Below are 20,964 nucleotides of genomic sequence, written 5' to 3'. Positions count from 1 at the left end.
CCTTGCTCGACCAGCGATCTCAGGGCCAGCGCGCCGAGACCTGCTCGGCCAGCTGTGCGGGTGTCGCCAGGTCCATGCCCCCTGCAGCGAGCAGCCTCACCGCCTCGGCGTCGTAGCAGCCATCCAGCGCCTGCCCGGCGACCAGCGCGCCGCGGGTCGCCAACGCCAGTGCGGCATCGACGCGGTGCGCGCCGGCGCCGCTGAGCAGCAGCACCGCGCTTTCGGCAGGCGGCAGCGCCAGGATCGGCTCGTCGCCGGCCGGCGTATCGATGAAGCGCAGTCCATCGCCGGCCGCGGCGACACCGACACCGTCGGGCAGCACATGCACCGCGCCGGCGCTGACCGGATCGCCCGGCATCGCCATCGCCACCGGGATCTCCGACACGCGCGCCATCTGCTTGACCAGGTTGTCGTAGCGGCCGCCATCCAGACGCAGCTGGATCAGCACCGGCCGCTGGAAACCAGCCGGCAGCGCCACCAGGAAGCGGCGCACCGCATCCGGGCCGCCGATGCCGGCGATGACCAGGATCGCGCCCGGCGCCGCGGCAGCAGGCTCACCCGCCCCGGTCTGTGCGGCCGGCTCTTCCAGCGCGACCAGCTCGAGATGGGAGAACACGGGCAACGGCGGCGGCACCGCGCGCGGGCGCTCGGCCACCACGGCCGGCGCGTCGTCGACCAGGGCCCAGGCGGTGGCAGGCAACGCGCCCGCAGTCTCGCCCGGGCGGTCTTCGGGCAGATCGGCCGCCAGCGCGGCGGCCTCGACCAGGTGCGGCTCGAGGACCGCGTCGGCATGCGCCTGCTGCGGTGTCGGCGGCCGTCCCGGTTCGAGCTGGACGTCCTGCTCGTGTCCGGGCGGCAGCACGTTGTCGTGGCCGTACAGCTTGGCCGCCAGATGACGGATCCAGCGCTGCGCCTCCCAGCCCTCGCGCCGGGCCGCCAGATCCGCCTCGTCGAAGATCACCAGCAGCCCGGGGGCCTCCAGCGCGGGTTCCAGCGCGATCAGCGCGTCCTCGACCGCCGGCTCCAGCGCGATCAGCGCCGCCTGCGGTGCGGCACCGGCGAGGAGCGCGGCGTCGATCGCGCACGGATCCTCCTCGAGCACGACGTCCGCCCCGACCGCGTCCAGCGCAAGGCGCAGCCGTTCCCGCGCCTGGCCGGGCCGCGCCAGCAGTGCCACCGGCTTGCGTGCTTCACTCGCGGACACGGGCGATCCCCAGCAGGTCGTAGACGTTGCGCATCAGGTCCAGCTCCTGGTACGGCTTGCCCAGGTAACGCTGCACGCCGATCTCGAACGCGCGCTGGCGATGCTTCTCGCCGGTACGCGACGTGATCATCACGATCGGCACGCCGCGGTAGCGGTCGTCGGCACGCATCGCGGTGGCCAGCTCGTAGCCGTCCATGCGCGGCATCTCGATGTCCAGCAGCATCAGGTCGGGCACGCGCTCCTCGAGCTTCTCCAGTGCCTCGACGCCATCGCGCGCCACGACCACCTCGAAGTTGTGGCGTTCGAGCACGCGGCCGGTGACCTTGCGCATGGTCAGCGAATCGTCGACCACCATCACCAGCGGCACGTGCCGCTGCGGCGACGGCGCCGACTCGACCACCGGCCGGGCCGGCTGCGCGAGGTGGCGGCGCACCAGCGGTGCGACGTCGAGGATCACGATCACCCGGCCATCGCCGGTGATGGTCGCGCCGTAGATGCCCGGCACCGACGAGATCTGCAGGCCGACCGGCTTGACCACGATTTCGCGGTTGCCCAGCACCTGGTCGATCGCCACCGCCGCACGCAGGTCGCCGGCGCGCACCAGCAGCAGCGGCATCTGCTCCTGGCCTTCGGCCTTGGCCGATGCCTGGCCGACCAGTACGCCGAGGTCGTGCAGCGCGTACTCCTCGCCCGCGTAGCGGTAGCCACCGGAGCGGCTGTCGAAGCGCTCGCGCGCGATGCGGCCGATACCGCTGACCGAGGCGACCGGCACCGCGTAGGTGGTTTCGCCGATCTGCACGAACACCGCCTGGGTGACTGCCAGCGTCTGCGGCAGGCGCAGCGTGAACACGGCCCCCCTGCCCGGCATGGATGCGATCTCGACCGAGCCGCCCAGCTGGCGCACTTCGTTGCGGACCACGTCCATGCCGACGCCGCGGCCCGCCAGCTGGCTGACCTGTTCGGAGGTGCTGAAGCCGGACTCGAAGATCACCGAGTCCAGTTCGGCATCGGTGAGCACCGCGTCGGCGCGGACCAGGCCACGCTGCTCGGCGCGGCGACGGATCGCGGCGCGGTCCAGGCCGCGGCCGTCGTCGGCCACCTGCAGCACGATTTCCGAGCCTTCATGGCGCAGCGCGATCGTGATCGTGCCTTCCTCGTCCTTGCCGTTGGCGCGGCGCTCGTCGGCCAGCTCCAGGCCGTGCGCGACCGAGTTGCGCAGCATGTGTTCCAGCGGCGCCGCCATGCGGTCGAGCACGTTGCGGTCGAGTTCGCCGTGGGTGCCGTCGAGCTTGAGCTGGACCTGCTTGCCGGTGTCGTGGCCGGCCTGGCGCACCACCCGGCGCAACCGCGGCACGATGCTGTCGAACGGCACCATGCGCGCGCTCATCAGCCCGTCCTGCAGGTCGGAACTGACCCGCGACTGCTGCTGCAGCAGCACGTCGTACTGGCGCGACAGGTCGTCGAGGACGCCCTGCAGGCCGGTCAAGTCGGCCGCCGACTCGTTCAATGCGCGGCTGAGCTGCTGCAGCGTCGAGAAGCGGTCGAGTTCGAGCGGATCGAACGCGGCTTCCGCGCTGTCCTGTTCGCGCTGGTAACGGGCGACGATCTGCGCCTCGGTTTCCAGATCCAGGCGGCGCAGCTGGTCGCGCAGACGCGCGTTGGTGCGGTCAAGCTCGCCCATCGCGCTGCGGAACGCACCGAGCTGCTGTTCCAGGCGCGACCGGTAGATCGCGACCTCGCCGGCGTGGTTGACCAGGTTGTCGAGCAGATCCGCGCGCACGCGCACCTGCTCCTGCGGCGAACGCGACGCGGCCTCGTCATGGGCGACCTGGGCAAGGTCGTCCTCGATCGGTGCGGACAGCGGCGCCAGCGTGGAGATGGCCGTCTCGACCACTGCCGGTGCGGGCGCAGACGCGGGCGACTCGATCGTCGCCGCCACAGGCGGCTGCGTGGCGACCGGGGATGCGGTCTCCACCGTGTCGGTCGCCGGAACCGGGACGCCGTCGGGCGCCGCGGCGGATGCAGCCAGGTCCAGCGTCGGCGACTCGCCGCGGATGCGCGCTTCGAACGCGGCGATCAGCGCCGCCGGCATCTCGGTCGTGCGATGCGCACGGGTCTTGACCAGCAGTTCGTGCAGGGTGTCGAACCCGCGCTCGAGCAGCACGATGTCATCGCGCTGCAGTTCGGTCCGGTTGCCCGCGATCGCTTCGAGCAGCGACTCGATCACGTGACCCAGGTCGCCGAGCGTGGCGATGCCGGCCATGCGCGCACCGCCCTTGAGCGTGTGCAGGTCGCGCTGCAGCTCCACCACCGGCTCGCGGGCCGCGGGATCTTCGCGCAGCGCGTGCAGCTGATGGTCGATGTGATCGAGCAGGTCGCCACCTTCCTCGACGAAGATGTCGACCAGCTCGCGGTCCAGCTCGCTGAAGTCCAGCATCTGGTCGGCGGTGTCGCGTACGGGCGCGGCCACCACCGGCGACGGCACGGTGGCCTCGACCGCTCCATCGGCGACAGGCGGCGTCGATGCATCCTGCGCAGCGACGTGCTCCTGCGCATCGTCGCCCTGGGCCTGGGCGGACGCTGCGGAGACCTGCAACGCGGCGTCATCGATGGCGATGTCGTCGATCGTGTCTGCGGTGGCGGCCGCCGACGGCGACTCGGGCTCGGCGCCCGGCGCGTCATCCAGATCGTCGTTCCACTCGAACACGCCATCGGACTCCGCCACCGGCTCCGACAGGTCGGCGGTCGCCTCGGCGACCTCCAGGTCGAGGGCATCGGCATCGTCCGCTACGGGCGGCAGCGCGACGTCGTCATGCAGCACGCTGTCCACGCCGGTCGCGGCGTCTGCCGGGACGGCATCGACAGGTTCGCCAACGGCGGCGTCATCAGTCTCCAGGTCGACCACGTCGACGGCGGGCGGCGCCGCGGGCGCGGCGTCGAGTTCGGAACCCCAGTCGCTGGCGGGCGACGTCGCGGCGACGTCCTGGTCCGGTGCGGCCAGCGAAAGCCCGGCATCATCGGATGCCTGCGCCGGTTCAACGGCGTCCAGCGGTGCCAGCGGCGCATCGTCAGCCTGTGCATCGGCAGACTGCGGTTCCTGGCGCCACGCATCGACCGGCATGTCCGGGGCCGCGCCGACGGTCTCCGGCGTGCCATCCAGTTCGGCGGCCCAGTCGCTGCCGACGGTTGGTTCCGCATCGGCAGGCGCCGGCTCCAGCGTCGGCGCCGGATCAGCCTCGGCGTCCTGCAGCGCCGGCTCGTCCTGCTCCGGCGTCGTCACCGCGTCGGCCAGCCTCGCCTCGTTCGTCGGCGCCGGATCCAGATCCCAGGCGGGGCTGTATACCTCGGCTTCGACGGCGCGTTCCTGCCACGCATCGTCCAGATCGGCGCTCCAGCCGTCGACCGCGGTCGCATCCGCCTCGTCCGACATCGCGAACGGCGACGACGGCTCGGTGGCATCGGCCTGCACCGCATCGTCCGGACGATCCTGCATCGCTTCGCCGGTGTCGGTGTCGGTGTCGGTGTCGGTGTCGGTACGATCCTCGTCGCGATGCCAGGCATCGCCCGTGGACAGCGGCACGGTATCCCCGGCCGGCTGCGGTGCATCCAGCGCGCCTGCCGGGATCGACAGCCCACCCGGCGCCGCGGCGAGCGCGTCGACCGAGAGATAGGCGCTGAGATCGTCCGCGGCATGCAGGACTTCGTCCCCGCCGTCGAGCAGATCGATGTCCTCTTCGTGCAGATCGCGCGGCCAGCGCACGTCCGGCAGCGTGGCGGCGAGCGCATGCAGGCGTGCCACCAGTTCCGGCCGGCGCGCGATGCGCGGCGCCGGTTCGCGCAGCGCGGCGATGCAGGCGCGGATCGCCTCGGCCGTATCGCCCAGTGCGGCCACGCCATCGGCTGCCGGTGCCTGCGCGGTCGCCAGCGAGCGCTTGATGTAGGTTTCGGCCGGATCGGTGACCAGCGTGATCTCGGGCACGTCGGTCATCGCGAACGCGCCGTTCATCGTGTGCATCGCGCGCAGCAGGGCGTCGCTGACCAGAATCGGCGCCTCGCCCGCCTCGGCCACCCAGGCGTCGACGGTTTCCAGGTGCGCGGCGACCTCGGCTTCGAGGATTTCGCGCAGCACGCTGTCGACCGACGCCGCGGTTCCGGCGTCATCCGCCGCCGGTGCGGACGCCGCCGTGGCGTCGAGCGTTGCGGCCGGTTCGTCGGGACTGGCGGCAGGCGCGTCGGCCGGGGCGTCGGCGAAGACGTCCTCGCCCGCGGCGACGCGGTCGGCCACGGCTTCCAGCGCGGCGATGTCCGCCACCAGCGCGTCCTGCCCACGCAGCGCCGCATTGAACTGCGGCAGCACGTCGCAGGCCTTCTGGACCAGGTCCAGTACCGCCGGGCTCGCCGGGCGGGTCCCGTCGAGCACGCGGTTGAGCATGCTCTCGATCTTCCAGCTGAACTCGCCCAGCGCGCGCGCGCCGACCAGGCGGCCGCTGCCCTTGAGCGTGTGGAACACGCGCCGGATCGGACGCAGCCGCTCCATGTCGTTCGGCAGCGCACGCCATGCCGGCATCAGCCGCGCCAGGTTGGCCAGTTCCTCGTCGAACTCCTCGAGGAAGACCTCTCGGATCTCGGCGTCCATCTCCCCGCTCTGGTCGAAGCCTCCGGCAACCGGATGCGCCGGCTGGACAGCCTCGACGGATTGGTCGAATCCGGGCACCTGCACCGACTCGACCGTGCCGGACACCGGCAGCTGCGATGCAGCCGAATCGATCTCGGCCAGCAGGGCGCCGGCATCGGCGTCCTCGGCGTCCTCGGTGTGCGCAGGCGCCTGCGCATCGGCTCGCGCAGGCGGCAGCAGCGTCGGATCCACCGATTCGATCGTGGCGTCGCTGCCGGCATCGTCGTCGACGGCAGCGGCGGACTCGAAGCCAGCCTCGGGGAGCACGTCGGCCGCCGGCGCGATGCTGGCCACCAGCGAACTCGAATCGGCGTCGACCTCGACATGGCTGTCGTGGCTTTCGAATACGCGCGCCGGCCGCGATGCCGGCTGCATGCGGATGGTCAGGTCGAGCCACTGGCCCGACGACGCGGCTTCGAACGGCTTCGGCGCAGGCTGCACCGTGCCGGCGACATCGTCGACGTCGACCGACGCGGCGATGCCGGGGTCGCTGTCCAGCGACGGCGCCGCGGAGGCGACGGCCTCTTCCGGCGGTATGGACCCGAAGGCCGGCGCATCCTGCTCCAGCGCCGGGGTCGGTTCCAGCCCGGATTCGAGCGCGACCGGAGCGATCGTGTCCGGCCAGCCTGCAACCGGCGTTGCCGGTTCGGCGTCGTACTCGGCGGCCACCGGATCGAACGCCGGCGGGTCCCACGTCGCCGTGGTCTCGATGGTGGGCCCGGACTGCTCGGCATCGACCGGGTCGAAGGTGTAATGCAGGGTATCGACGACCGCCGGGATCGCCGGCGTCACCGGCGTCACCGGAGCGAGCTCGATATCCAGCGCGGGCAGCGCGATCGGCTCGCGCTCGGGGCCATCCAGTGCCACCGGCTGCAGGGTCCAGCTGTCGTCTTCCTCGACGCTGGCGAAGGTCTGCGGCGTCTCGATCTCGACCGTGTCCCAGCCGAAGGCCGGGGGTTCCGCGGATACGGTCAGGTGCTCGCTGGGCGCGATGAACGCGCTGTCCGTCGGCATGCCGGGGGCGGCGGCGGACACGACCGGCGCCACGGCGGCGTCCAGTCCGGATGCGGACGGCTGCGCGGCGAACGCCGGCTCGACAGGCGCCACGTCGGCAACGGCGGACTCGTCCACCGGCGGCCAGTAGCCGAGCGCCTCCAGGCTGCTGTGCGCGATCTCCAGGATCTCGTCGCGGTTGGGCCGGCGGTCGCGCAGGGCTTCCAGGTAGTACTCGAGGCTGGCCATCGCATCGGCCAGGGTGTCGAGCTGGCGGCCGCTGGGCACGCGCAGGCGCCCGATCAGCTCGGTCGCCACATAGCGCCGCACGGCGGCCAGATACTCGGCCGGCTGCGGCAGATCGAGGATCCGCAGCGCGCCGGCCACTTCGTCGAGCAGACGCGGCACGTCGTGCAGCCGCGCATGGTCCCAGTTGGTCTCGATGAACGCGACGAACTGCTCGCGCGCGGCGGCGAAATTCGCGATCGCCTCATGCGCCAGCACCTCGATGGTGCGGCGCGCTTCGACCGCGGCGGTGTCTTCCGCCCCATCCTGCTCGGGTGCGCCGAGGCGGGCGACCTGGTCGTCCAGCGAGGCGTCCACGTAAAGCAGCGCGCCGGCGATGTCGAGCAGCGCGCTTTCGCTGGCGGGCTGCTGGCCCTGCGCGATCGCGTCGAGCGTGTCGCGCTGCTGCAGCACGACGTCGCGCGCGACGCCCAGGCCGAGCATGCCGAGCGTGTCGGCGACCTTGGACAGCTCGGCGGCCTGCGGCTGCAGGGCCGCGGCATCACCACCCATCCGCAGGTGCAGGTCCAGCGCATCCTTGACCCGCAGGAGTTCTTCCTTGACCACGCCGCCGACGGTATCGAGCAGCGAGCGGTTGCGGCCGGCAAGACTGCCGCGGGCGTGGTCGATCTCGGCCTGGCTCGGCGCATGCGCATCGAGCTCGAAGGCCTGGCGCAGCGCATCGATCGCCGGATGCCGGGCGCTCGACTGGGCGACCAGATAGAGCAGCTGCCGGGTCGGTTCCTGGCTGGCGACGCCCTGGGCGGCACCGGAGCCGGCGTCGCGGATCTGATGCATCGCGCGCGCGATGCCGGCGAACGCCGCGTGCAGACGCTCGTCGGCCTCCAGCGCGCCATCGCGCAGCGCAGTGGCGACCGAGGACAGCACCCACAGCATGCGCCGGGTCGATTCCTGCTCGGCATGCTCCAGCAGCGCGTCTGCCGCGGAAGCCAGCGCTTCGGGCTGCTCGGGCGCACCGCCTGCCGGCCAGGACAGCAGCGCCGATTCGAACGTTTCCAGCGCATCGGCCGCGCGATCCAGCCGCTGCGGCGCCGGCAGCGCCGAGGCCTCGGCGACCTGCTCGGGCAGCGGCCGGCTCAGGTCCGGGGCGAACAGCACGCTCTCGCTCAGGCCGGCGGCGCCGCGCGCCGCGCGGATCTCGTTGAGCAGCGGCAGCAGCACGATCGGGATGTCGCGGTGGCCGTTCTGCAGCCGCTCCAGGTAATCGGGCAGCAGCACGGTGCCGCGCATCAGCGTCGCGCAGGCTTCGTCGCGGTCGGTCACCGCGCCTTCCTGCAGCGCCTGCGCCAGCAGTTCCATCTCCTCGGCGACCATGGCCGGCGCGTACAGCTCGACCATCCGCAGCGTGCCCTGCACCTGGTGCAGATAGCCGGCGCAGAAGCGCATGCGGCTGGTGTCTGCCGGATAGTCGACGAACGCCTCGACCTCGGTCCGCGCCTGGCGCAGGGTCTCGTCCAGCTCGGGCTTGACCCAGCCGAGCACGGCATGGCTCATCGCGTCACGCAATGCGTTCATTCCCACCTCCGCTCGTGCCGGAGGCATCGCGCCACGGACAGATCGTGCGAGTTCGTCATGCTGCCATCCCCCATCGCATGCCCCCTCAGGCCGGCAGCTTGAAGTCGGCGACGGAGCGGCGCAGGTCGGCCGCCAGCTGTGCCAGGTGTCCGATCGACTCGGCGGTATGCCCCGCGCCACGCGAGGTCTGGCCGGTGATCTGGCGGACCACGTCCATCGTGCGGGTGATGTCCGAGGCGGCGCCGGCCTGCTGCTGCGCAGCACCGGAAATGCGCTTGATGAGGTCGTTGAGGTCGTTGGACACGCGCTCGATCTCGGTCAGCGCGGTGCCGGCGTCCTCGGCCAGGCGCGCACCGGACACCACCTCGGCGGTGGTCTGCTCCATCGAGCTGACCGCCTCGTTGGTGTCGGCCTGAATGGCCTGGACCAGGCTTTCGATGCGCCGGGTCGCACCCGAGGTGCGTTCGGCCAGGCGCTGCACTTCGTCGGCCACGACCGCGAAGCCACGACCGGTTTCGCCGGCCGCCGCCGCCTGCACCGCGGCGTTGAGCGCCAGGATGTTGGTCTGCTCGGAAATGTCGTTGATCAGTTCCACGATCGAGCCGATCTCCTGCGAGGACTCGCCCAGGCGCTTGATGCGCTTGGAGGTTTCCTGGATCTGGTCGCGGATCTGGTCCATGCCCTGGATGGTCTCGCGGACCACGCCGGCGCCCTCGGCCGCGATGAACACCGAGCGCTGCGCCACTTCGGCCGACTCGGTGGAGTTGCGCGACACCTGCTCGATGCTCGATGCGATTTCGGTGATGCGCTCGGAGGCCGCACCGATCTGCTCGGCCTGGTGGTTGGCCGCCTCGGCCAGCTGCAGCGCGGTGGCCTGGGTTTCCTGCGAGGACGCCGCGACCTGCACCGAGGTGTCGTTGATGGTGGTCACCAGGTTGCGCAGCTCGTCGACCGCGTAGTTGATCGCGTCCGCGATCGCGCCGGTCATGTCTTCGGTCACCGAGGCCTTCACCGTCAGGTCGCCCTCACCGAGCGAGCTGATTTCGTCCAGCAGCCGCATGATCGCCTGCTGGTTGCGGCTGTTGAACTCGACCTGCGCCTGGTAGCGCACTTCCTGCTCGCGCTGGCGGCCGCGCACCGAGCTCCAGATGAAGCCGGCCAGGGCGATCAGGGCCAGCACACCGGAGGCGATGCCCAGCCACATGTTCGGGAACAGGCGCGTGTCGCGGATCGAACCGAACGCGGAGAACGCCTCGAACAGCCGCTTGCTGTCGCGCAGCATCGCGCCCGAACCGGCGGTCAGGCTGGCCGCCGCGGCCTGCGCGGCGAACAGATTGCCGGAGCTGCCCAGGATCGCATCCAGGTCGCGGCGCATCTCCTCCCACTGCGCCTGCGACTGCTCCAGGGCGGCGAGCGCGGCGGGGTTGCGCAGCGGCGCGATGCCGAGGTCGGTATTGCCGTCGCGCAGGCCGTCGAGCACCTGCCCGAACACCAGCGCGTCGCGCACCAGCGCGTCGCCGGCGCCCGCGGCACCCGGGCCACCGGCCCGGATCTCGGTCACGCGGCGCGACATGGTGCCGGCGAGCACGACCTGCTGCAGCGCGCTGAACACCTGCGAGGCGGGCAGGCCGCCGGCGGTCATCGCCCGCACGACCTCGTTGAGCTGCGCCTGCAGCTGCGGCACGCGGCCGACGAAGCGGTCGGCGTTGCCGGCCAGCGCCAGCACCGCCGGTTCGCTGGCCGAAATCTGCTCGGCGCTCTGCGCCAGCGGCGCCCAGGTCGTGCCCAGGGTCTGCAGCGGCCCGGACACGCCGGGCTCGGCCGAGAAGCGCGACTGCAGGTCGGCGACGGTGGTGTCGATCCGGCCCTTAGTCGCGCCGAATTCCTTGAACGCCGCGGCGTTGCCCGAGACCGCGTCGCGGCCCTGGTTGGCCAGCTGCTGCGACAGCACCTGCAGGTCGGCCGCGCCGGTGCCCGCGCCGGCCAGGCGGTTGCCCTGCCAGGTGGCGACGCCGGTGTTGGCGCCGAACACGATCACCGACACGGCGAGCACGACCAGCCAGAAGCCGGTGCTCACGCCTCCGATGCGGCTGGTCTTGGGGGAATCCGCTGCAGTACTCATGGGTCAGCCTCGATCTGGATGCAGAACGCCGCTCAGGCGGCGGCCTGCCTGAATTCGGGAGTGCGGGCCAGCCGCGACAGTGAGAACACGGCCCAGTCGATGTCGTCGCTGCGGAAGGCGCGATCGACGAAGTGCGCGTAGCGGCCCTGCGCCAGCGGCGCGTGGTCGATCGCCTGAGCGTCGTCGAAGCTGCGCTGGCCGAACAGTTCGTCGATCGTCAGCGCGACATCGCCGCCCTGCTGGCGCATCACCAGCACGCGCTGCCCTTCCTGGAGCACGGTGCGCTCGCCTTCGAGGAACAGCTTGAGGTCGACGACCGGGAACAGGTTGCCGCGCAGGTTGCCGATGCCCAGCAGCCAGGGCTGCGCGCCCGGAACCGGGGTGACCGGCGGCATCGGCAGGATCTCCACCACCTCGCCGAACTGCGAGACCAGGCGCCTGCGCCCGACGCGAAACCCCACGCCACGCCAGGTGTCCGGCCCGAGCTCGCGCGCCGGCAGCTGCACCACGTGGGCCAGGCTGCGGCGTTCGTAGTCGGACAGGATGTCGAACGGCGTCCGCATCAGCGCGACACCAGCTGGTTGATCCGGTGCATCAGCTCATCCTCGCGCGGTGGCTTGACCACATAGTCGACCGCCCCCTGGCGCATACCCCAGGCGCGGTCGGTCTCCATGCTCTTGGTGCTGACGATCAGCACCGGGATGTCGCTGGTGGCCTCGTCGCGGGTCAGCGCGCGGGTGGCCTGGAAGCCGCTCATGCCGGGCAGCACCACGTCCATCAGGACCAGGTCCGGACGCTCCTTGCGGGCGATGGCGATGCCGTCCTCGGCATTGGTCGCCAGGATCACCTGGTGCCCGCCGCGCTGCAGCCACTGGGTGAAGACCGCCCGATCTGTCGGCGAGTCTTCGATCAGCAGGATTCGAGCCATGTTGTTGCCTGCCCCCCGGTCAGGCGTTGACGTACGTGCGGATTGCGCCCAGCAGTTCTTCGCGGGTGAAAGGCTTGGTCAGGTACTGCTCGGAACCGACGATGCGGCCACGGGCCTTGTCGAACAGGCCGTCCTTGGAGGACAGCATGATCACCGGCGTCGACTTGAACTTCTGGTTGGCCTTGATCAGCGCACAGGTCTGATAGCCGTCCAGCCGCGGCATCATGATGTCGACGAAGATGATCTGCGGCTGCTGGTCGGCGATCTTGGCCAGCGCCTCGAACCCGTCGCTGGCGGTGACCACCTCGCAGCCTTCGCGCTTGAGCAGCGTCTCGGCCGTCCGGCGGATGGTCTTGGAATCGTCGATCACCATGACCCGCAAACCGCCGAGTGCCCCCGCAGGGGCCGTGTTGTCAGTCATTACCCTCATTCCCCCATGCGCGGCGCTCATGCCTTCCGGCACCGCTGCGAAGCCACCTATATCCCAGTCCGGCCGAGGACTGTCAAGACCGGCACCGCGGCGCCCGCCGCTCCCGGCGACGCCAGTGCGACTCCCGTCTCAGTTGCGCGCATGCGCCTGCCCGGCGGGCGCACCGGACGATCGGCTACCATCTGCGGCCTCCCCCCCTTCCGCCAGCGCCGTCATGCCATTGGACGTCATCGTGGTGATGGACCCGATCGGGTCGATCAAGATCGTCAAGGACACCACCTTCGCGATGCTGCTCGAGGCGCAGCGCCGCGGCCACCGGCTGCACTACGTGCGCCCCGGCGGCCTGTCGCTGAAGGACGGCCGCGCCCTGGCGCGGGTCGCGCCGCTGCAGGTCCGCGACGACCCGTCCGGCTGGTACACCCTTGGCGAGTACGCCGACCTGGCCTTCGGCCCCGGCCAGCTGGTGCTGATGCGCAAGGACCCGCCGTTCGATGGCGAGTACCTGTACGACACCCACATCCTCGACATCGCCAAGGCGGCCGGCGCGCGCGTGGTCAACGACCCGCAGGGCCTGCGCGACTTCAACGAGAAGTTGGCGGCGCTGCTGTTCCCGCAGTGCTGCCCGCCGACCCGGATCAGCCGCGCCCCGGCCGAGCTGAAGGCGTTCGCGGCCGAACAGGGCCGGGTCGTGCTGAAGCCGCTGGACGGCATGGGCGGGCGCTCGATCTTCCTCAGCCAGGCCGGCGACCCGAACCTGAACGTGATTCTGGAAACGCTGACCGATGGCGGCCGCCGGCTGGCGCTGGCCCAGCGCTACCTGCCGGAGATCGTCGACGGCGACAAGCGCATCCTGCTGGTCGACGGCGAGCCGGTCGACTACTGCCTGGCGCGGATTCCGCAGGGCGACGAGTTCCGCGGCAACCTCGCCGCCGGCGGCCGCGGCGAAGGCCGCCCGCTGAGCGAGCGCGACCGCTGGATCGCCGCCCAGGTCGGTCCGGAGATGAGGCGCCGCGGCATGCGTTTCGTCGGCCTGGACGTGATCGGCGACTATCTGACCGAGGTCAACGTCACCAGTCCGACCTGCGTGCGCGAACTCGATGCCCAGTTCGGCCTGAACATCGCCGGCACGCTGTTCGACGCGCTCGAGGCCGATCCGGCCTGATGAGCGGGACCCCGGCCGTCACCGCCCCGAGGATCGGCGAGCAGCAGCGGCTGAACGCCACCCTCGCCTTGTCGCTGCTGGTCCACGGCATCCTCGTGCTGGGGCTGGGATTCGCGTTCGACGACGATGCGCCGCTGGTGCCGACGCTGGACGTGATCTTCAGCCAGACCCGGACCGCGCTGACGCCCGAGCAGGCCGACTTCCTGGCCCAGGCCAACAACCGTGGCGGCGGCGAGCATGAGCAGGCGCAGCGCCCGCGCGAGCTGCAGGCCGGTATCGCGCCGATGACCGATCCCGGGCAGATGCCGGTGCCGGCCGTCCAGCAGCAGGCCCCCGAGGCCCCCGCACCGCAGGCGCGGGTGGTGGCGAGCCGGCGTGGCGAGGAGCCGGTGGCCCAGGCACAGCCGCGCGAGCCCGATCCGCAACCGGCACCGCGCGCGGTCGGCGCCCGCGCCCAGCGCGACGCGGAAATGGCGCGGCTGGCGGCCGAGGTCTACCTGCGTTCGGAGCTGTACGCCAAGCGCCCGACCCGCAAGTTCGTGTCGGCCAGCACCCGCGAGTACGCCTACGCCAACTACCTGCGCGGCTGGGTCGACCGGGCCGAGCGGATCGGCAACCTGAACTATCCCGACGAGGCTCGCAGGCGCCGGCTCGGCGGCCAGGTGGTGATCAGCGTCGGCGTGCGTCGCGACGGCAGCGTCGAAAGCGCCCGCATCCTGCGCTCGTCCGGCACGCCGCTGCTCGACGAGGGCGCGCTGCGGATCGTGCAGCTGGCCGCTCCGTTCCCGCCCCTGCCCGACACCTCGGACAACATCGACGTGCTGCACGTGACCCGGACCTGGTCGTTCCTGCCGGGCGGTTCGATGCGCGACGAGTGACGGCGGTCCTGGCCGGCCACCCGCCTGCGCGGTGCGGCCGGCCACGCCAGCTTCATTCCGCCTGCGGCAGCTCGATCGTGCGCTGCACCTGGCGCTCGCCGGTCAGCATGTAGTCGATCTCGGCCACCTCGCCCCAGAAGCGCACGCGGTCTTCGCGCGCATCGGCCGGAATCGATGCCAGACGCACGCCGTCGGCGTCGCGGCCGATCAGCAGGTCGTCGTGCTGCAGCACGCGCGTGCGGCAGGCCGCCTGCAGCCGCAGCCAGCCATCGCCTTCGGCGGCGAAGCACGCCGAGCCCGCCACCGGCTCGCGCACACGTTCCACCGATGCCGGGCACTCGGCCCGGACCGGCCAGCGCGCAGGCAGCGCATCGTCGGCCAGCAACGCATCGTCCGGCAGCAGATGCCAGGTGCCACGTTCGTTGGCGGCCGCACCCGGTTCCAGCGCCCAGGCACCACCGTAGCCGAGCCCCGGCGCGCGCATTTCGATCGATGCACGCCCCTGCAGTCGCCCGCCGGCGGCCGACTCCACCCGGCACAGCCGCGATGCCCAGACCACCAGCTCCGACGGCGCGTGCAGCCGCAGCGACCAGTACGGATAGCCGCTGCCGTCGGCACGCAGCCCGTCCAGCAGCGCCTCGCCACGCAGCGGGGACGGCGGCAGATCGCGCGGATCGGGCTCGTCGATCTGCATGCTGCCGACCAGCGGCCCGCCCTGCGCCACGCCGCCGGCATTGCGGAACACCAGGGCACGGTCCTGCCACTCCCAACGGTAGCGCTGCAGCCGCACGCTGGCGATCGGCGCGGCCGCGGCCAGTTCAAGACGCATCGGTGCGCGCCGGCGCTGCCAGTCCAGCACCGGGGGGGTGCCATCGGCGCCGGCACCGACCTGCGGCGGACGATGATCCACCTGCGTCGACGCGATCTGGCGCCCGGCGGCATCGTAGGGCACCACGCCGGCCCAGGTGCCTGCCTGGCCGTCCGCGTCGTCGGCGATCACGACGGTCACCCGGTGCGGTGCGCCCCATTCGAGCAGGACGTCGGTGTGCTTCGGCTGTGCGCCGGCATCGACCTGCTCGACGCCATCCCAGCGATATGTTTCGACCTGCGCGTCCAGCACGATGCGCTCCACGGCCTCGACCTGGGCCACGGTCGCGCCGATCGGCAGCCGGAACGGAAAACCGGCCTCCGGCTCCTGCACGCCGAAGGTGTCGACCAGGGTCCAGTCGCGCACGGTGGGCAGCGCATCCAGTCCCGGGATCGGCCTGCCATCGGCATCGAGCAGCTCGACACCGCGCAGGCGCACGATCTGCCAGGCCGGCCTCGCGTCGGACTCCGGGGCGTAGCGTCGCTTGGGCGCGAGCTGGCCACCGAGGTGCAGCAGCGGGCGGTACGCATCGCCTTCCTGCTCGGCGACGAAGCCGGCGCTGCGATCGAAGCGTTCGAGCAGGGCAGGATCGGGCATCCACGCCTGCAGCTGTCCGTCGGCCACCGCCTCCAGCGCGAACATCGCAGGGTCGTCGGACGGCACCGAGAACGGCGCCTCCGCCAGCAGCCCGGCAACATGGTCCTCGCGGGAGAACAGGCCATCGTCCTCCAGCATCGCCACCGGATCGCGCGCGACTGCGATGTCGACCAGGTAGATGAGCGTGTGGGTCGCCGGCGTGCCGTCATCGTGCTCCGGCATTTCCAGATGCAGCCAGGCTTCCAGCGGCATGCCATCGGCGCGGCTGACCACCTGGCGGCCGTATCCGCTGATCCGCTCGCCCTTCAGCTCCAGATCCAGCAGCGCGTGCGTATCGTCCAGCTGCCGGACCTGCGCATGCCGCGCGACCGGACCGAACTGCGGGCTGTCGTCGCTGGTCACGATCGTCTGCCCCACTTGCAGGCAGGCGGGCAGCGCCATCGGCCGCATGCCCAGGAGCTGGTCCTGCGGCATCAACATCTTCGCCATCCGCGGCTCATCCTTGATCACCGCCTCCCAGGCCCCCTGGTCGGCCGCGGCCATGCCGCTGATCGCCCCCTTGGCATCGATGTCGATGCGGAAGCCGCTCCTCATCACATCCAGGTAGTCGCTCAGCTGCGGATCCTCGGGATCGAGCTGCAGCAGGCCGACGGACCGGCCGCTACCGGACTGCCCTCCCCACAGCACGCGGGTCAGCAGCGCCTGGCTGCCGTCGCGGTGCCGGTCCAGGGTGAGGCCGATGAAGCTGCGCAGCGTCGTGCCGCCGTAGCCTTCGACGCTGACGCGGTGACCGACGAAATAGACGCGCTCCTGCGATGCAGCGGCCGTCGACGGGGCGGCAAAGGCCGACAGCGCCGGCAGCGAGATGGCGATGGCGAACAGGCCGCCGCGGATGATCCTCATCGATGATGCTCCTGGTTGCGGGTGATGCGCTGCGCAGCGCGCAGCCGTGTCGGCGGATGACCCCTGCCGCCGCGCAGTGGCGTCCAGCCTGGAGGCCGGACAGACGAACGCCGGCACGGGGCCGGCGTCGTATCGCCGCGGTCACGCCCGCGGCTGCATCGATCAGCGCAGGTGGATCAGCCTTCCCACTTGCCGAGGGCGGCCAGGCCGTTCGCCTTGGCGCGCTCGTAGACGATCTGCTGGGCCTTGGCGAAGTTGCCGGCCGGGTCCTTCGACCACAGCTGCAGCGCGGCGGCCTGCATCGCGCGGCCATAGGAGAAGCTCAGCGGCCACGGATTGGGGCCCAGGCGGTTCATCGCGTCCAGGTGCGCGGTCGACTGCTCGTCGCTCTGCCCGCCGGACAGGAACACGATGCCCGGCAGGATCGCCGGCACGGTGCTCTTCAGGCACATCAGGGTCGACTCGGCCACTTCCTGCACGTCGGCCTGCTCCTCGCAGCCCTTGCCGGAGATGACCATCGAGGCCTTCAGGATGGTGCCTTCCAGCAGCACGTTCTGCTCGTACAGCGAGCCGAACAGCGCGCGCAGCGTCGCCTCGGTGACCTCGTAGCAGGTCTCGATGTCGTGCTCGCCGTCCATGATCACTTCCGGCTCGACCATCGGCACCAGGCCCTGCTCCTGGCACAGCGCCGCATAGCGGGCCAGCGCGTGGGCATTGACCTCCAGGCAGGTACCGGTCGGGATGTCCTCGCCGATGTTGATCACCGCACGCCACTTGGCGAAGCGCGCGCCCAGCTTGTAATACTCCTCCAGCCGCGCACGCAGGCCATCCAGGCCTTCGGTCACCAGCTCGCCGGGGAAGCCGGCCAGCGCCTGCGCGCCCTTGTCGACCTTGATGCCCGGGATGATGCCGTGCTCGGCCATGTACTTCGGGAATGCGATGCCCGACCTGGTCGACTGGCGGATGGTCTCGTCGAACAGGATCGCGCCGGAGATGTAGTCGCCCAGCTTCGGCGTGGTCAGCAGCAGCTCGCGGTAGGCGCGACGGTTCTCTTCGGTGTTCTCGATGCCGACGCCGGCGAAGCGCTTGCCGATCGTGCTGGTGGACTCGTCGATCGCGATGATGCCCTTGCCCGGCGCGACCATGGCCTGGGCGGTGTCTGCAAGCTGTTCGATGCTCATGGAAGTCCTGATGGCAGCGGCGGGGGAAACGTGAAGTATAGCCGTCCCGCGCATGACCATTCCGTCAGGGAATGGCTGCGGCCGGTTCAATCCAGACTTGAAATACCGGCGTCCGGCGCGGTCATCGCAACGCGCGTCACCGCGCGAAGTCGCCGCTTCAGCCGGCTCCGGCGCCAGCATCGAACGCATCGAGCAGGGGCTGCCAGCGCCCGGGCTGCGTCGCGCGCGAGCGCACCATCAACTCCACATGCCGATGCAGCCCTGGCAGCTGCCATGCCATCTCGCGCGCGACCCGGAACACCTCGTCCGCGGCCTGCGGGTCGGCCTGCAGCCAGTCGTGTTTGCCGACCAGCGCATGCGCGCCGCAGTCGTGCATCGCCATGGTGTAGCGCGCGACCTGTTCGCTCAGACGCCCGAGCAGTTGCCTGTCGGACGGCTCCAGATCGCCGGCACTCAATGCGTCGGCCGCCGCGGACACTCGTTCGAGCCGGTACAGGACGTCCGACACGGTGATCTGCAGCGCTGCGGGATCGACCTCGCCCGGCGGATCGTGGGGCAGCAGTCGCAGCCGCGCAGCGACCAGGCCGACCACCTCGCGTGGAAACTGGCCGGGAATCATCTGCAGCGCGATCCGCGCCCGCACCAGCACGTGATCGCTGCCGGCCAGCAGCGTGGCCAGCACCTCAGCGCACAGCAGCAGCCGGCCGAGCGGCGAGATCGCGCCGCTGGCGGCCGGATAGCCGGAACCATCGACCCGTTCGTGATGCTCGCGGATGGCCACCGCCAGCGCCTCGTCATAGACGCCGCCGGCTTCGCGCACCAGTGCGCAGCCGACCACCGGATGCACCGACAGCGCGCGCCAGGCGTCGAACGACATGCGCCCGGCCGGCGGGTGCAGTACCTCGGGGGCGAGGTAGAACTCGCCCAGGTCGTGCATCAGGCCCGACTCGGCGGCATCGAGCAGCCCGCCTTCGCCGCGTCCCAGGCCGATCGCCAGCCAGATGTTGATCATCGCGACCAGTGCGGCGTGCGCCAGCGCGGCCGGACGCTCCTGCGCAAGCGCGGTCAGCAGCATGCCAGGCCCCTTCAGCAGCCGCGCCTGGCCCAGGATCGCCAGCACCTGCTGGGAATCGGGGCCGAGCAGGCGGGCCACGGCCGGATGCTCGTCCAGCACCCGGCGCGCGCACGCCAGCACCTCCATCGCGCCGAGCGTGTCGCGGAACGTCAGGGAGGATTCGAGCGGGCGCAGCAGGCGCCGCGCGATCAGGCGTTCGCGGATGCCGGAATCGACCGCCTGCCCGCGCGCCCACAGCAGCACTCCGCGCTGGTCGCGGATGTCTTCGCAGGCGATGAGTTCGCGTACCGGCGCTGCCTGGATCAGGCGATCCAGGCAATGCGGGTTGGGACGTTCGGGGAGGAGGTCCTCACTCCCCGGAATTTCCTGGTCCGTCAGACTCCAGAGCACGGCTCCATCCCATGGCAGGCCAAGGCCTGCGGCGGGTGGATCCGGGCTCCGGCGGGACCGTCAGAGCTCGCCCAGGCCGGACGCGCGTCCGTCGGGGCCCACCTCGAGCAGGCGCAGCGTGTTGGTGGCGCCGTGCGTCTCCATGTGCTCGCCGCTGGTGAACACGACACGATCGCCGCCGGACAGCATACCGGCATCGACCAGCACCCGGATACTGCCGCGGGCGGCTTCGCGCGGGGTCAGGCCGCGGCTGTCGAAGTTGATCGGGAACACGTCGCGCATCAGGGCCATCTGTCGGCGCGCGCCGTCGTGGCGGGTGATCGCGTAGATCGGTGCCTTGGCGCGGAACCGCGACAGGTAACGGGCGGTGCCACCGGACTCGGTCATCGCCACGATCGCGCGCACGCCGATGTGCTGGGACAGGAACATGGTGCCCATCGCGATCGCCTGGTCGGCGCGCTCCAGCCCACGGGCGGCCTTGCCGAAGTCGGTGTCGGTCTGGAACTGGCGCTCGGCGCCCAGGCAGATGCGGGCCATCGCCTCGACCGCCTTGACCGGATACGCGCCGGCTGCCGTCTCGGCCGACAGCATCACCGCGTCGGTGCCGTCGATGACCGAGTTGGCCACGTCCAGCACCTCGGCGCGCGTCGGGATCGGGCTTTCGACCATCGACTGCAGCATCTGGGTGGCGGTGATCACCACCTTGTTCTGCGCCAGCGACTCGCGAATGATCTTCTTCTGCAGGCCCGGCAGCTCGGCGTCGCCGATCTCCACGCCCAGGTCGCCACGGGCGACCATGACCACGTCGGAGGCCTCGACGATCTCGACCAGGTTGTCGATCGCCTCGGTGCGTTCGATCTTGGACACCAGCGCGGCATCGCAGCCGTGCGAACGGGCGATCTCGCGGGCGTCGTTCATGTCCTGCGCGTTGCGGCAGAACGAGACGGCGATGAAGTCCACGCCGATCTTGGCGACGATGCCGATCAGCTCCTTGTCGCGCTCGGTCAGCGCACCCAGCGACAGGCCGCCGCCCTGCTTGTTCAGACCCTTGCGGTCGGACAGCACGCCGTCGTTGAGCACGGTGTTGACGATGCGCTCGCCCTGCACGTCCTCGACCTTGAGCTGCATCAGGCCATCGTCCAGCAGCAGCACGTCGCCGGCCTTCACGTCGCCCGGCAGGCCGAGGTAGCTGACGCCGACCTGGGTGGTGTCGCCGGCCGGCGCGTCGGGCGAGGCGACCAGGTCGAAGCGGTCGCCCGCCTTCAGCTTGATCTTGCCCTCGGCGAAACGCTCGATGCGGATCTTCGGGCCCGGCAGGTCGGCCAGGATGCCGACCTCGGCGCCGACCCGCTGCGCGGCGGCACGGACGTCCGCGGCGCGCTTGGCCTGGCCGGACGGGTCGCCGTGGGAGAAGTTCAGGCGGACCACGTTGACGCCGGCACGGAACAGCGCATCGAGCACGCCCGGTGCGTCGGTGGCCGGCCCGAGGGTGGCAAGGATCTTGGTGCGGCGCAGGTGGTCGGTCATGAGGGCTCCCCGGAAAACCGGTGAAATTACCATGATCCGGCGGCGCTGTCGGCAGCGCTGTCATTGTCGCCCGGACACCATGCGCGACAGCATGGAGACAGCTGCCGGCGGGCCGCGCGACAGGCCGGCCTGCCGATCACGCGCAGCATCGCCGCCACGGTGTACGGCCAAGGCACAACGCGCGCGGTAGGATGGCGGCCCACCCAACGC

12 protein-coding genes are annotated in these 20,964 nt (G+C 71.1%); 2 read left to right on the top strand and 10 right to left on the bottom strand.

The features are described from left to right. Positions 1-19 precede the first annotated feature (19 nt). From IB242_RS01685 to pilG, 6 genes are all read right to left on the bottom strand, one after another. Positions 20-1,204, bottom strand: a complete 1,185-nt coding sequence (locus tag IB242_RS01685) for a chemotaxis protein CheB (protein WP_343237064.1) — start codon at positions 1,202-1,204, stop codon at positions 20-22. Further along, positions 1,191-8,693, bottom strand: a complete 7,503-nt coding sequence (locus IB242_RS01680; protein WP_192275464.1) for an Hpt domain-containing protein — start codon at positions 8,691-8,693, stop codon at positions 1,191-1,193. The genes IB242_RS01685 and IB242_RS01680 overlap by 14 nt, the downstream gene beginning before the upstream one ends. 85 nt (positions 8,694-8,778) lie before the next feature. After that, positions 8,779-10,815 (bottom strand): methyl-accepting chemotaxis protein, encoded by a 2,037-nt coding sequence (locus tag IB242_RS01675; RefSeq protein ID WP_192275463.1) that lies wholly within the window; start codon positions 10,813-10,815, stop codon positions 8,779-8,781. Between the two features lie 32 nt (positions 10,816-10,847). Then, positions 10,848-11,378: a chemotaxis protein CheW gene (locus tag IB242_RS01670; RefSeq protein ID WP_192275462.1), complete on the bottom strand. Its 531-nt coding sequence runs from the start codon at positions 11,376-11,378 to the stop codon at positions 10,848-10,850. Beyond that, positions 11,378-11,743 carry a response regulator gene (locus IB242_RS01665; protein WP_192275461.1) on the bottom strand — a complete coding sequence of 122 codons (366 nt, stop codon included), beginning with the start codon at positions 11,741-11,743 and terminating at the stop codon, positions 11,378-11,380. Before IB242_RS01665 ends, IB242_RS01670 begins: the two co-directional genes overlap by 1 nt. 19 nt (positions 11,744-11,762) lie before the next feature. Continuing rightward, positions 11,763-12,164: a twitching motility response regulator PilG gene (gene pilG, locus IB242_RS01660; protein ID WP_192275460.1), complete on the bottom strand. Its 402-nt coding sequence runs from the start codon at positions 12,162-12,164 to the stop codon at positions 11,763-11,765. A gap of 223 nt (positions 12,165-12,387) precedes the next feature. Here pilG and gshB point away from each other — a divergent pair, with 223 nt between their 5' ends. Together gshB and IB242_RS01650 are read left to right on the top strand one after the other, a co-directional pair. Beyond that, entirely contained in the window at positions 12,388-13,335 is a 948-nt protein-coding gene (gene gshB, locus IB242_RS01655) for a glutathione synthase (RefSeq protein ID WP_192275459.1), read from the top strand. Continuing rightward, positions 13,335-14,213 carry an energy transducer TonB gene (locus IB242_RS01650; protein WP_192275458.1) on the top strand — a complete coding sequence of 293 codons (879 nt, stop codon included), beginning with the start codon at positions 13,335-13,337 and terminating at the stop codon, positions 14,211-14,213. Before gshB ends, IB242_RS01650 begins: the two co-directional genes overlap by 1 nt. 52 nt (positions 14,214-14,265) lie before the next feature. Here IB242_RS01650 and IB242_RS01645 read toward each other — a convergent pair whose 3' ends face one another. The 4 genes from IB242_RS01645 to pyk form a co-directional block, all read right to left on the bottom strand. Further along, entirely contained in the window at positions 14,266-16,581 is a 2,316-nt protein-coding gene (locus tag IB242_RS01645; protein WP_192275457.1) for a hypothetical protein, read from the bottom strand. 176 nt (positions 16,582-16,757) lie between these two features. Continuing rightward, a complete protein-coding gene (locus IB242_RS01640) occupies positions 16,758-17,762 on the bottom strand; it encodes a class I fructose-bisphosphate aldolase (protein WP_192275456.1) in 1,005 nt (334 codons plus the stop codon). Between the two features lie 157 nt (positions 17,763-17,919). After that, complete coding sequence (locus IB242_RS01635) at positions 17,920-19,227, bottom strand: HD domain-containing phosphohydrolase (RefSeq protein ID WP_192275455.1); 1,308 nt, start codon at positions 19,225-19,227, stop codon at positions 17,920-17,922. A 60-nt stretch (positions 19,228-19,287) separates the two neighbouring features. Continuing rightward, positions 19,288-20,754, bottom strand: a complete 1,467-nt coding sequence (gene pyk, locus IB242_RS01630) for a pyruvate kinase (protein ID WP_192275454.1) — start codon at positions 20,752-20,754, stop codon at positions 19,288-19,290. Positions 20,755-20,964 lie beyond the last annotated feature (210 nt).

The sequence above is a fragment of the Xanthomonas sp. XNM01 genome (assembly GCF_014851915.1).
In the GTDB taxonomy this organism is placed as follows: Bacteria; Pseudomonadota; Gammaproteobacteria; order Xanthomonadales; family Xanthomonadaceae; genus Pseudoxanthomonas.
This window is presented reverse-complemented; position numbering and strand designations above follow the sequence as displayed.

Excerpts from the sequence above, each read along its gene's own strand:
- IB242_RS01680 (WP_192275464.1), bottom strand. The coding sequence starts at position 8,693 with ATGAACGCATTGCGTGACGCGATGAGCCATGCCGTGCTCGGCTGGGTC.
- IB242_RS01675 (WP_192275463.1), bottom strand. The coding sequence starts at position 10,815 with ATGAGTACTGCAGCGGATTCCCCCAAGACCAGCCGCATCGGAGGCGTG.
- IB242_RS01670 (WP_192275462.1), bottom strand. The coding sequence starts at position 11,378 with ATGCGGACGCCGTTCGACATCCTGTCCGACTACGAACGCCGCAGCCTG.
- IB242_RS01665 (WP_192275461.1), bottom strand. The coding sequence starts at position 11,743 with ATGGCTCGAATCCTGCTGATCGAAGACTCGCCGACAGATCGGGCGGTC.
- pilG (WP_192275460.1), bottom strand. The coding sequence starts at position 12,164 with ATGACTGACAACACGGCCCCTGCGGGGGCACTCGGCGGTTTGCGGGTC.
- gshB (WP_192275459.1), top strand. The coding sequence starts at position 12,388 with ATGCCATTGGACGTCATCGTGGTGATGGACCCGATCGGGTCGATCAAG.
- IB242_RS01650 (WP_192275458.1), top strand. The coding sequence starts at position 13,335 with ATGAGCGGGACCCCGGCCGTCACCGCCCCGAGGATCGGCGAGCAGCAG.
- IB242_RS01645 (WP_192275457.1), bottom strand. The coding sequence starts at position 16,581 with ATGAGGATCATCCGCGGCGGCCTGTTCGCCATCGCCATCTCGCTGCCG.
- IB242_RS01640 (WP_192275456.1), bottom strand. The coding sequence starts at position 17,762 with ATGAGCATCGAACAGCTTGCAGACACCGCCCAGGCCATGGTCGCGCCG.
- pyk (WP_192275454.1), bottom strand. The coding sequence starts at position 20,754 with ATGACCGACCACCTGCGCCGCACCAAGATCCTTGCCACCCTCGGGCCG.